Raw genomic sequence first — 12,237 nt, forward strand, 5'->3', positions numbered from 1 at the left:
GGCTCAACTACTTTCGAGATCGAGGTCGGGAACGGCGGTGGGGCCGAGGTCAGATCGCGGGGCCGAACGGCAGCGTGAAGCGGACGTCGCCCTCGACCATGTCGCGCATGTCGGGGAGGTCGTCGCGGAACTGCAGGGTGCGCTCGAGGCCCATGCCGAACGCATATCCCGAGTAGATCTCCGGGTCGATCCCGGCCGCGCGCAGCACATTCGGGTTGACCATGCCGCAGCCGCCCCACTCCACCCATCCGGGCCCGCCCTTCTTGGCCGGGAACCACACGTCGACCTCCGCCGACGGTTCGGTGAAGGGGAAGAAGTTCGGCCGCATCCGGGTCGTGGTGTCGGGACCGAAGATCGCCTTCGCGAGGATCTCGAGCGTGCCGCGCAGATTGGCCATGGTGAGGCCTCTGTCGACGGCGAGCCCCTCCACCTGGTGGAACACCGGGGTGTGGGTGGAGTCGAGCTCATCAGTGCGGAACGTCCGTCCCGGACAGGCGACGTAGATGGGCACCTCGCGCGTCAGCATCGACCGCACCTGGACCGGCGAGGTGTGGGTACGCAACACCTGCCGGGAACCCTCGGGCGCGATGTAGAAGGTGTCCTGCATGGAACGCGCGGGGTGGTCGGGCAGGAAGTTGAGCGCATCGAAGTTGAACTGTTCGGTCTCCACCTCCGGTCCCTCGGCGATCTCCCACCCCATCGCGACGAAGACGTCGGCGACCTGTTCGGCGATGACCGTGATGGGGTGTCGCGCGCCGACCGGACGCCGCGCGCTCGGCAGCGTCACGTCGATGGCCTCCTCGGCCAGGACCGCCGCGTCGCGCTCGGCGGTCAGCACGACGACACGCTCGTCGTAGGCCTGCTGCGCCCGACCGCGGACCACGTTCACACGCTTGCCCGCCTCGGCCCGCTCGGTCTTCGGCAGATCACCGAGAGCACGCCGCGCGAGGGCGATCGCCGACCGGTCACCGAGGTGGTCGGTCTTCGCCTGGGCGAGCTGGGTCAGATCGCCCGCGGCCGCGAACGCGGCGACGGCCGCATCGGCCGCCGCGTCCAACGACTCCTCGGTGGCTCCTGACGTTTCGCTGCTCACGACGAACCCAGCTCCTCTTCGTGTCGATGGTGGTCGATTCGACCTCGTGCCCGTGTCGCCGTCGAGCGTATCGGATCCCTCCGGTCGCCCCACGCAGCGGTTACCGACCAAAGCCGCAGGTCACACCCGCCGCAGGACGATTCAACGACGGGTGGCGCGCGCGCTCGACCACAGACAGACGGCGGCGGCCGCCGCGATGTTCAGGCTCTCGGCCCGACCGCGGATAGGTATCGACACCCGATGGTCGGCCGCGGCGAGCACCTCCGGCGGCAGTCCGTGCGCCTCGTTGCCGAACAGCCACGCCACCCCGGTGGCCAGCACGGCGTCGGCGTCGTCGAGGGACAGCTCGCCGTCGGCCGCGGTGGCCAGCACGGCGATCCCCGCGGCGCGGAGGGCGTCGACGATCGCCTGCGGGTCCTGCGCCCGCGCGACCGGTATGTGGAACACACTGCCGGCGCTGGCCCGCACGGCCTTGCCGTTGTGCGGGTCGACCGAGGACGCGCCCACGAGGAGCACGCCCGCGCACCCCATGGCGTCGGCGGTGCGGATGAGTGTGCCGGCGTTGCCCGGATCGGAGATGTCCACGCCGACGGCGACCGTCGCGGTCGGGCCGGCGCGGTCGATGATGTCGGCCGGCGAGGCGTCGAGCAGATCGCAGATCGCGAACAGGCCGGGGGTCGTGGAGGTCTCGGCGAGCTTGTCGGCGGCCCGCGCGGTGACCACGAGGATCTCGATCCCCGCCGTGCGCGCCATGTCGAGGACGTCGGCGTGGCGGAACTCCTCGTCGACGCGCACGAGGACGGTGCGCACGACACCGACGTCGAGAGCCGACCGCACCGCGTTCGTCCCCTCGATCAGGAACTCACCACGGTCGCGCCGCTCACTCGCGCGATGCAGCTTGGCAAACGAGACGACCCGCGTGGAGCGCTCGGTGAGTGCTGCGTCCACTACGGGTCGTGTCGTCAGGGGTCGAGATGCGTCAGGCGACGGATCGGCGATCAGGCTGCCGGGGCGTTGACGTCGTCGGGCAGCGCCTTCTTGGCGATGGCCACCAGACCGGCGAACGCCTCGGGGTCGCTGACGGCGATCTCGGCGAGGATCTTGCGATCCACCTCGAGCTCCGCGATCTTCAGACCCTGGATGAAGCGGTTGTAGGTGATGTCGTTCGCGCGGGCCGCGGCGTTGATCCGCGAGATCCACAGCTTGCGGAACTCACCCTTGCGCGCACGGCGGTCGCGGTAGGCGTAGGTGAGGGAGTGCAGCTGCTGCTCTTTGGCCTTGCGGTAGAGCCGCGAACGCTGGCCGCGGTAACCCTTGGATGCCTCCAGGGTTGTCCGACGCTTCTTCTGGGCGTTGACCGCCCTTTTCACGCGTGCCACGTGGAATACCTCTTACTGTGTCGAGACCGCGCTCGGCGATCGATGAAACGGATGTGTGAGCGCGTCGCTCAGATGTTCAGGAGCCGCTTGATGCGGGGCGCGTCGCTGTCGGCGACCACGGCGGTGCCATCCAGGCGACGGGTGCGCTTGGTGGGCTTGTGCTCCATCAGGTGGCGACGGTTCGCCCGCTGACGCGTGATCTTGCCGCTGCCGGTCACCTTGAATCGCTTCGCGGTTCCCTTGTGCGTCTTTGCCTTCGGCATGTTCTTCCTCGTCTGTGTAGATGTGTGCGCCGGTCGTCGGCGCGCCCGGCGGGTCTATGCGCCGGATGCGTCGGTGTCCGACGGTCCTGTCTCGCGGACCTGGGTCACCTTGGCGCGGGTCTTGGCTCCCTTGTGCGGGGCCAGGACCATGGTCATGTTGCGGCCGTCCTGCTTGGCCGACGTCTCCACGAAACCGAAGTCGCTGACATCGGCGCCGAGACGCTGCAGCAGGCGGTAGCCGAGTTCGGGTCGCGACTGCTCGCGCCCGCGGAACATGATGGTCACCTTGACCTTCGAACCGGCCTCGAGGAAGCGGACCACATGGCCCTTCTTCGTCTCGTAGTCGTGATCGTCGATCTTCGGCCGGAGCTTCTGCTCCTTGATGACCGTCATCTGCTGGTTACGGCGTGACTCGCGCTGCTTCTGCGCGGCCTCGTACTTGAACTTGCCGTAATCCATGATCTTGCACACCGGCGGGCGGGCGTTGGGCGCCACCTCCACCAGGTCCAGATCGGCCTCGAGGGCCAGTCGCAAGGCGTCTTCAACACGCACGATGCCCACCTGCTCCGAATTCGGCCCGACGAGTCGGACCTCCGGTACGCGGATGCGCTCGTTGATGCGGGTCTCTGTGCTGATGGGGCCTCCTCGGTGAAAACAATGGGTGCCGCGGACGGGCCGCGGGTCGTGCGCCGGATGCAGGCGGAACACCCTTGACTCAACGAAAAGGCCCCGCCGATGACGACATCGGTGGGGCCCGCAGTTGACCGGTCCGCACCTGCGGATGAACGTTGCCGCTCACGCACGTGCCACCTCCAACAGGAGGTATCCGACTCCTATTCCCGATGGGAGCACCGGGAGCGGTGTGCGGATGACCGGACCGGGCAACGGTCCGTAGAGACGGACGTCGATCGGTGGGAGCGGGACTCCACTTGCAAACCCCAGCTCACGCCGGGGTGGTCTGACATGGAAGTCTAACAGTCATGCCGGAAAACTCACATTCCGCCGACCTCGGGGCCGACGGGTCCCCCGAGCCCGGTGACCTGCCCGTGCGCGATCTGGCCGATGTCCCCGCGGTGGAGGTCATCACCAAATCGATCGTGATGCTGATGAGCGCGGCCGCCGAGAAACTCGGGCTGGCCGACGACCCGTCGGCACAGGCGTCGGTGGATCTCGACGAGGCCCGCAAGCTCATCACCGCGCTGGCCGGCCTGGTCACCGCATCGATATCCGACCTCGGTCTGCACGCCGCACCGATCCGCGACGGACTCAAGAGCCTGCAGTTGGCGTTCCGGGAGGCCAGCAGCATTCCCGACGAACCGGGCGCAGGTCCCGGCGAGAAGCTGACCGGTCCCGTCCGCGGCTGAACCACCCGCCCCGCGTCAGCCGACCGAGGCGCGGGCCCGCGATCCGTTCGCGGCCTTCTTCTTCGCCGGCTTCGGCTTCGTGGCGGCCGCCGTGGCCTTCGCCGCAGGAGCCTTCTTGCGCGCCGGCGCCCGCGTCCCGGACGGCGCGGCCTGGGCCTCGACGATCTCCCGCAGGAACCCGCCGGTGTGACTCTCGGGTACCGCGGCGATCTGTTCGGGGGTGCCCTCGGCCACCACGACGCCGCCGCCCGAGCCGCCCTCGGGCCCCATGTCGATGACCCAGTCGGCCGTCTTGATGACGTCGAGGTTGTGTTCGATGACGATCACCGAGTTGCCCTTGTCGACCAGACCGTTGATGACGGCGAGGAGCTTGCGGATGTCCTCGAAGTGCAGACCGGTGGTCGGCTCGTCGAGCACGTAGACGGTGCGCCCGGTCGAGCGCTTCTGCAGCTCCGCCGAGAGCTTCACGCGCTGCGCCTCGCCACCGGAGAGGGTCGGTGCCGGCTGCCCGAGTCGGACGTAGCCCAATCCGACCTCGACGAGGGTCTTCAGGAACCGGTGGATGGAGGTGACGGGCTCGAAGAACTCGGCCGCCTCCTCGATCGGCATGTCGAGCACCTCCGAGATCGTCTTGCCCTTGTAGTGCACCTCGAGGGTCTCGCGGTTGTACCGCGCACCGTGGCAGACCTCGCACGGCACGTACACGTCGGGCAGGAAGTTCATCTCGATCTTGATCGTGCCCTCGCCGGTGCACGCCTCACACCGACCGCCCTTGACGTTGAAGCTGAAACGACCCGGCTGGTATCCGCGGACCTTCGCCTCGGTGGTCGCGGCGAACAGCGTGCGGATCTTGTCGAAGACACCGGTGTACGTGGCGGGGTTCGACCGCGGGGTGCGACCGATCGGCGACTGGTCGACCTGCACCAGCTTGTCGAGTTGGTCGAGACCGGTGATGCGGGTGTGGCGACCGGGCACCTGACGAGCGCCGTTGAGCTTGTTGGCCATCGTGGTGGCGAGGATGTCGTTGACCAGGGTCGACTTGCCCGAGCCCGAGACGCCGGTGACCGCGGTCAACACGCCGAGCGGGAAGCTGACGTCGATGCCTCGCAGGTTGTGTTCCCGCGCGCCGACCACGGTCAGCTGGCGCTTGCGGTCGACCGGTCGCCGGATGTCCGGGATGTCGATGTGTTCACGACCCGACAGGTATGCACCGGTGAGGGATTCGGGATTCGCGAGCAGACCCTCGTAGCTCCCGCTGTGGACCACGTTGCCGCCGTGTTCGCCGGCCCGCGGGCCGATGTCGACGATCCAGTCCGCCATCCGGATCGTGTCCTCGTCGTGCTCGACCACGATCAGGGTGTTGCCGAGGTCGCGCAGACGGGTGAGGGTCTCGATGAGTCTGCGGTTGTCGCGCTGGTGCAGTCCGATCGACGGTTCGTCGAGCACGTACAGGACACCGGCCAGGCCGGACCCGATCTGCGTCGCGAGCCGGATGCGTTGCGCCTCACCACCGGACAGCGATCCGGCCGCGCGTGACAGCGACAGGTACTCCAGGCCGACGTCGAGGAGGAACGTGATGCGCGCCTGCACCTCCTTGAGAACCCGGCCGGCGATGGCCTGCTCCCGGGCACCGAGGGTGAGGTCGGAGAGGTAGTCGGCGCAGTCGCCCACCGACAGGGCGCACACGTCGGCGATCGACTTCTCGCCGAACCGTGGGTGGTCGAGCGTGACCGCGAGGATCTCCGGGCGTAGACGGGCACCGGAGCACACCGGACACGGGATGTCGCGCATGTAGCCCTCGTACCGGTCCTTCATCTGCTCGGACTCGGTCTGCTCCATCCTGCGGTGCAGGAACTTCATCACACCCTCGAACTCGGTGTAGTACGAGCGGGTGCGGCCGTAGCGGTTGCGGAACTTCACGTGGACCTGATGGTCGCTGCCGTTGAGGATCGCGCGACGAGCCTTGACGGGCAGACGATTCCACGGCGTGTGGATGTCGAAGCCCATCTCGTCGGCGAGTCCGGAGAGCAACCGCAGGAAGTAGTCGGCGTTGTGTCCGGTCGACCACGGTGCGATCGCGCCGTCGGCGAGGGTGGTCTCCGGGTCGGGGACGACGAGTTCCTCGTCGACCTCCTTGCGGATACCGAGGCCGTCACAGTCCGGGCACGCGCCGTAGGGCGAGTTGAAGGAGAACGAGCGCGGCTCGAGGTCATCGATGGCGATGGGATGCCCGTTGGGGCAGGCCATCCGCTCGGAGAAGCGGCGTTCGCGGTCGGGATCGTCCTCCTCGAGATCGACGAAGTCGAGCACGATCACGCCGTCGGCGAGACGCAGCGCGGTCTCGACGGAGTCGGTGAGCCGCTGTTTCGCCGACGACTTCACCGCGAGACGGTCGACGACCACCTCGATGTCGTGTTTCTCCTGCTTCTTGAGGGTGGGCGGGCTGGTGAGCGGGTGCACGACGCCGTCGATGCGCGCGCGGGAGAAGCCCTGCGTCTGCAGCGAGGCGAACAGGTCGACGAACTCGCCCTTGCGGGTACGCACTACGGGGGCGAGCACCTGGAACCGGATCCCCTCCTCCATCGCGAGGACCTGGTCGACGATCTGCTGCGGCGTCTGCTTGGCGATCGCCGCGCCGCACTCGGGGCAGTGCGCCTTGCCGGCGCGCGCGTAGAGCAGTCGGAGGTAGTCGTAGACCTCGGTGATGGTGCCCACCGTGGACCGCGGGTTGCGGTTGGTGGACTTCTGGTCGATGGAGACCGCGGGCGAGAGGCCCTCGATGAAGTCGACGTCGGGCTTGTCCATCTGTCCCAGGAACTGGCGGGCATAGGCCGACAGCGACTCGACGTAGCGTCGCTGCCCCTCGGCGAAGATGGTGTCGAAGGCGAGGCTCGACTTCCCCGACCCCGACAGGCCGGTGAAGACGATCAGGCTCTCCCGCGGCAGGTCGACGTCGATTCCTCGCAGGTTGTGTTCCCGGGCTCCTCGAACGATCAGACGATCTGCCACAGCTGTCCTCTACTCTGCGTCGGATCCGACGCTCGTCGCGTGCACATTGGTCGCCCGGTCGGTCGACACCATCGGTCGACACCGTCGGTTCGGGCCGATCCCGGCCAGACCGAGCACATCTCCATCGTAGGGGCGCGCACCGACACGACCGATCCGGGAGACCGTCGGCAGGCGCCTCCGTGGCCCGGGTCACCGGTTGTAGCGTGAGTCCATGACCGCTCCCGACATGACCGTGTCCGACGACTACACCGGCGATCTGTCCGAGACCTCCGGGGCACAGCGCCGCACCACTCCGAGAGCGACGATCACCAAACTGTCGGTCGGTCCGATGGACAACAACGCCTACGTCGTCACCTGCCGCGAGACCGGCGACCGCCTCCTGATCGACGCGGCCAACGATCCCGACCGCATCCTCGCGTTGCTCGAGACGCTGCCCGGCACGCTCACCGCGATCCTCACGACCCATCAGCACTTCGACCACTGGCAGGGTCTCGCACAGGTGCGGGAGTCGACCGGTGCGCCCACGCTCGCCGGACGCATCGACGCCCCCGAGATCCCCGTCGACACCGAGCGCTTGATCGACGACGGCGACGTGATCGAGGTCGGGAACCTGCGTCTGACGGCCATCCACCTCGTCGGCCACACACCGGGATCGATCGCGCTGGCCCTCGACGCCGGAGACCGCACACACCTGTTCACCGGCGACAGCCTCTTCCCCGGCGGCGTGGGAAAGACCTGGCAGGAGGGCGATTTCGAGATCCTGCTCGGTGACGTGACGACCAAACTGTTCGACCGTTACGACGACGAGACCTCCGTCTACCCCGGTCACGGTCTGGACACGACCTTGGGCACAGAACGGCCCCACCTGGGCGAATGGCGCGAGCGGGGATGGTGAGCACGCCCGGGCGCCCCCCGCCGGTCCTCGGCGCCCGGTAACCTCGACACGGCCCTGTGCCGCAGGTGACATGGATCCGTCACCTCTCAGAGCCCGCGTCCCGAGGAGGCCATCAGTGTTGATCCGCCGAATTGCCCGACCGATGCTCGCCAGCGTGTTCGTCGCCTCCGGCGTCACCGCGCTCCGGCATCCCGAACAGTTCGCCGAAACCGCGCGACCGTTCGTCAAGAAGTCTCAGCAGAACCTTCCCGACGACATCACCGATCCGCTGCCGTCGGACACCGAGACCCTGGTGCGCATCAACGCGGCCATCCAGGTCGGTGGCGGCGTCATGCTGGCCACGGGCAAGTTCCCGCGTATCGCGGCGCTCGGCCTGGCCGGCTCACTGGTCCCCACCACCCTGGCGGGCCACGACTTCTGGAACGAGTCGGACCCCGAGGCGCGCAACGCCGCCCTCGTCGACTTCCTCAAGAACGTCTCGCTCCTCGGTGGTCTCCTGATCACCGCGGTCGACACCGAGGGCAAGCCCTCGCTGGCGTGGCGGGGCAAGAAGGCCGCCGAGCACGCCGCGGACGCGGTGACCTCGTCGCTGCCGTTCACCGGCGACTCCGGCGGTGACACCCTCGAGCATCTCCGTTCGGTCGCCGCCGATCGTGCGTCGCACGTCGCCGAGATCGCCAAGGACCGCGGGCCCGTGGTGCTCGACGCCGCACGCGAGCGGGCGACCCCGTTGGCCGAGGCCGCCGTCGACCGTGGATCGAAGCTGGCCGAGATCGCCAAGGAGAAGGCCACCCCCCTGGCCGAGGCCGCCGCCGAGCGTGGCAGCGAGTTGGGTGAGAAGGCGGCGAAGGTCGCGCGCAAGCGCGCCGAGAAGGCCGCCAAGGTCGCACGCAAGGAAGGTGACAAGGCGGCGAAGAAGGCGCGCAAGCGCGGTTCGAAGCTCGCCGACGCCGCACTCGACCGGGGTTCGGACCTCGCCGACACCGCCCGTCAGCGCGCACTCGATCTCGCCGACCAGGCTCGCGACCGCGGGTCCGATCTCGCCGACCAGGCACGTGATCGTGGTGCCGAGCTGGCCGATCAGGCGCGCGACCGTCGTGCGGAGCTCGCCGAGCAGGCGCGCGCCCGCAGCACCGAGCTGGCCGAGCAGACGCGCGCCCGCAGCGCCGAGCTGGCCGACCATGCCCGCGACCGTGCGGCCGATCTGGCCTCGACGGCCAACGACGAGGGTGCCAAGCTCTCGCGTCGTGCGCGCAAGCGTGCCGAGAAGGCGGCGAAGAACCTTCGCTGAGAACACCGTTCGATCGACGACGGGGTGTGCCGGTGACCGACCATGCCGACACACCCCGTCGTCGTGACCGGGCCGGGACACGATGTACCCGCCCGGTCCGCATCACGAAAGGCACCCGACACATCCATGACCTGGATCCGGGAGAAGGACGCGACGAGTCCCGTCTCCGCCGCTGACGCGGCCGACGACGTATCGGGCTCCCCCGTCGCGTCCGAGCAGTCACACCTCGACGTGGTCTACGCCCGCCTCGACCGCATGCGCCAGTCGACCGGCCGACGTCTGCGCACCGCCCTCGTCGAATCCGACGGCACCCCGCAGTCACAGTCCGAGCGTGAGTCCTACGAGCGCATGTACTCCGACGACCTCACCAAATACGATGCGGCCGAACACAATCTGTACTTCGGCCGTCTCGATCTCGACGACGGTGAGACACGCCGCATCGGCCGTATCGGGATCCTCGACGACGACGAGCAGGACACCACGCTGCTGCTCGACTGGCGGGCGCCGCTGGCCCGACCGTTCTATCTGGCCACACCCGCCGCACCGGACTCCGTGGCCCTGCGACGGCATGTCCGCACCCGCAACCGGCGGGTGGTGGCGGTCAACGACGAACGTCTCGACTCCGGCGACCTCGACGCGACGAGTCGCGGCGACGTGGTGAACGAGGCCGCGTTGATCGGTGCGCTCAACGCCGCACGCACCGGTGAGATGACCGACATCGTCGAGACCATCCAGCGCGAGCAGGACATCATCATCCGGTCGTCGCACCGCGGGGTGACCGTCGTGCAGGGTGGCCCGGGTACCGGCAAGACCGCCGTAGCACTGCACCGCGCCGCCTACCTGCTCTACACCCACCGCGAGATCCTCGGCCGCAGCGGTGTTCTCATCATCGGCCCGAACGACGACTTCCTCCGTTACATCGGTCAGGTGCTGCCCTCGCTCGGTGAGACCGGCGTGCTGCTGTCGACCGTCGGGGATCTCTACCCCGGGGTGAGCGCAGACCGACCCGACGACCGCCACGCGGCCGGGGTGAAGGGTGATCTCGCGATGGTGGAGGTGTTGCGCACCGCCGTGCGCGAGGCGCAGATCCTGCCGACCGAGCCGGTCACCGTCCGCTTCGACGGGTACCCCCTGGTCATCGACCGAGCCCTCGTCAAGCGCGCCCGCGGTCGGGCGCGGTCGAGCCGGCGACCCCACAACCAGGCCCGCCCGATCTTCCTGCGGTCGGCGCTCGACGCACTCGCCGAACAGCACGCCACGCGTATCGGGTCGAGCACGATCGACGGTTCCCAGCTGATGAGTGCGGGCGACGTCGCCGACATCCGCGACGAGATGGAACAGGACCCGACCATCCTGCGGGCGTTGGCACGGTTCTGGCCGCAGCTGACCCCCGACGGTCTGCTCCGCGAGGTGTTGAGCGATCCCGACCGGATCCGCGTCGCGACACCCGGCTGGGGCGCCGACGAGCGGGACGCGCTGTGGCGGGATCCGCGGGCGGGCACCGGATTCACCGTCGGCGACGTACCGCTGCTCGACGAACTCGCCGAGATCATCGGGTTCGACGCGGGCGACGACGAGCGCGAGCAGCAGGCGCAGTGGCGCCGCCAACTCACCGAGGCGCAGGACGCGCTCGACATCCTCACCGGCTCGGCCCCGCAGGATCTCGAGGACGAACTCGACCCCGAGATCCTCATGGCCTACGACCTCATCGACGCCGAGCAGCTCGCGTCACGTCAGACCCGTCGACAGACGCTCACCACCGCCGAACGCGCCCACGCCGACCGCACCTGGGCGTTCGGACACGTCATCGTCGACGAGGCGCAGGAGATCTCGGCGATGGGGTGGCGGATGATCATGCGCCGCATACCGAATCGGTGGATGACGATCATCGGCGACACGGCCCAGACCGGCGACCCCGCGGGGACCAGCGACTGGGGTTCGGTGCTCGAACCGTATGTCGCGGCCCGCTGGCGGCAACACGACCTGACCGTGAACTACCGCACGCCCGCCGAGATCATGACCGTCGCGGCCGGTGTGCTGGCCGCGATCGACCCGACACGCACTCCCCCGACCTCGATCCGACGGGCGGGGGTCGCGCCGACGGTGCTGCGCGTCTCGTCAGACGGGATCATCGACGCCGCGATCACCGCGGACATCGCCGGGCACGACGCCGACGCGGCGGGGGTGAGCGCGATCATCGCACCGGACGCGATCGTCGACGAGATCGCCGCGGCGGCCGGCGCCGACGTACGCGTGCTGGCCGTGACGGCCTGCAAAGGTCTGGAATTCGATCGCACGGTGGTCGTCGAACCGGCCGCCATCATCGCGCAGTCGCCTCGCGGCCTCAACGACCTCTACGTGGCTCTCACCCGCGCGACCCAGCGGTTGACACTGATCCACGCCGCCGACCTGCCCGACTGCCTCACGCTCGACTGAGCGAGAAGGCGGTCGGGCGTTCGACGAACGGCTCAGACGGTGTGGACGATGAGGACGTCGCACGCCGACTTGCGCGCGACGTCGGCGGGCACCGAGCCGAGCAGTCGACCGGCGATCGAGTTGAGCCCCTTGTTGCCGACCACGAGGAGATCGGCCTTGGTGTCGCCGACGAGCTGCAGCAGCGCATCGACGGGCGCACCCTTCACCGGGCGGGTGGAGATGTTCGCGGTGGCCGCACCGGCCTTCACGGCACGCTCGCGTGCGGTGCGCAGGATCTCCTCGGTCGGCGAGCTGCCGTGCACCTGGTAGGCCTCGTCCTTGAGGACGTCGGACATCGTGTTGACGTCCTTGTTCTCGTGCGGGAAGAAGGCGCACGCGATGACGAGCTTGGCCCGATCTCCAGCGATGCCGCCCGCACGCTCGACCGCCTTCATCGACGACTCCGACCCGTCCGTTCCGACGACAACTGTCTGGTACGCGCTCATCCATTCCTCCGTCTGTTTCACA

Annotated in this window: 11 protein-coding genes; 4 read left to right on the forward strand and 7 right to left on the reverse strand. The window is 68.6% G+C overall.

Features of this window, described 5'->3' with window-relative positions; genetic code table 11:
* Window positions 1-49: 49 nt before the first annotated feature.
* The 5 genes from pheS to infC all read right to left on the reverse strand — a co-directional run bounded on the left by pheS (window position 50) and on the right by infC (window position 3,434).
* Window positions 50-1,093, reverse strand: coding sequence for a phenylalanine--tRNA ligase subunit alpha (gene pheS / locus OG579_RS03645; RefSeq protein ID WP_328858132.1), 1,044 nt, complete (start codon window positions 1,091-1,093; stop codon window positions 50-52).
* A gap of 141 nt (window positions 1,094-1,234) precedes the next feature.
* Window positions 1,235-2,041 carry a TrmH family RNA methyltransferase gene (locus tag OG579_RS03650; RefSeq protein ID WP_082080171.1) on the reverse strand — a complete coding sequence of 269 codons (807 nt, stop codon included), beginning with the start codon at window positions 2,039-2,041 and terminating at the stop codon, window positions 1,235-1,237.
* Window positions 2,042-2,091: 50 nt separating this feature from the next.
* Window positions 2,092-2,472, reverse strand: coding sequence for a 50S ribosomal protein L20 (rplT, locus tag OG579_RS03655; protein WP_045823004.1), 381 nt, complete (start codon window positions 2,470-2,472; stop codon window positions 2,092-2,094).
* A 68-nt stretch (window positions 2,473-2,540) separates the two neighbouring features.
* Window positions 2,541-2,735, reverse strand: a complete 195-nt coding sequence (gene rpmI, locus OG579_RS03660) for a 50S ribosomal protein L35 (RefSeq protein ID WP_045823005.1) — start codon at window positions 2,733-2,735, stop codon at window positions 2,541-2,543.
* A 54-nt stretch (window positions 2,736-2,789) separates the two neighbouring features.
* Window positions 2,790-3,434 (reverse strand): translation initiation factor IF-3, encoded by a 645-nt coding sequence (infC, locus tag OG579_RS03665; protein ID WP_045823253.1) that lies wholly within the window; start codon window positions 3,432-3,434, stop codon window positions 2,790-2,792.
* Window positions 3,435-3,715: 281 nt separating this feature from the next.
* On the opposite strand from infC, the gene OG579_RS03670 reads away from it, so the two are divergent.
* Window positions 3,716-4,099 carry a DUF1844 domain-containing protein gene (locus tag OG579_RS03670; RefSeq protein ID WP_045823006.1) on the forward strand — a complete coding sequence of 128 codons (384 nt, stop codon included), beginning with the start codon at window positions 3,716-3,718 and terminating at the stop codon, window positions 4,097-4,099.
* A 15-nt stretch (window positions 4,100-4,114) separates the two neighbouring features.
* Here the strand turns inward: OG579_RS03670 and uvrA are convergent, their stop codons facing one another.
* Window positions 4,115-7,108: an excinuclease ABC subunit UvrA gene (uvrA, locus tag OG579_RS03675; protein ID WP_328858133.1), complete on the reverse strand. Its 2,994-nt coding sequence runs from the start codon at window positions 7,106-7,108 to the stop codon at window positions 4,115-4,117.
* Between the two features lie 211 nt (window positions 7,109-7,319).
* Between uvrA and OG579_RS03680 the strand changes: the two genes are divergently transcribed.
* The 3 genes from OG579_RS03680 to OG579_RS03690 all read left to right on the forward strand — a co-directional run bounded on the left by OG579_RS03680 (window position 7,320) and on the right by OG579_RS03690 (window position 11,730).
* On the forward strand, window positions 7,320-8,003 hold the full coding sequence (locus OG579_RS03680; RefSeq protein ID WP_328858134.1) for an MBL fold metallo-hydrolase: 684 nt from the start codon (window positions 7,320-7,322) through the stop codon (window positions 8,001-8,003).
* 115 nt (window positions 8,004-8,118) lie between these two features.
* On the forward strand, window positions 8,119-9,294 hold the full coding sequence (locus OG579_RS03685; RefSeq protein ID WP_045823009.1) for a DoxX family protein: 1,176 nt from the start codon (window positions 8,119-8,121) through the stop codon (window positions 9,292-9,294).
* Between the two features lie 255 nt (window positions 9,295-9,549).
* Window positions 9,550-11,730, forward strand: coding sequence for a HelD family protein (locus tag OG579_RS03690; RefSeq protein ID WP_328859146.1), 2,181 nt, complete (start codon window positions 9,550-9,552; stop codon window positions 11,728-11,730).
* A 32-nt stretch (window positions 11,731-11,762) separates the two neighbouring features.
* Here the strand turns inward: OG579_RS03690 and OG579_RS03695 are convergent, their stop codons facing one another.
* Window positions 11,763-12,215 carry a universal stress protein gene (locus OG579_RS03695; RefSeq protein WP_045823010.1) on the reverse strand — a complete coding sequence of 151 codons (453 nt, stop codon included), beginning with the start codon at window positions 12,213-12,215 and terminating at the stop codon, window positions 11,763-11,765.
* Window positions 12,216-12,237: the final 22 nt, after the last annotated feature.

The organism is Williamsia herbipolensis (genome assembly GCF_036153515.1).
Taxonomy (GTDB): Bacteria; Actinomycetota; Actinomycetes; order Mycobacteriales; family Mycobacteriaceae; genus Williamsia_A; species Williamsia_A herbipolensis.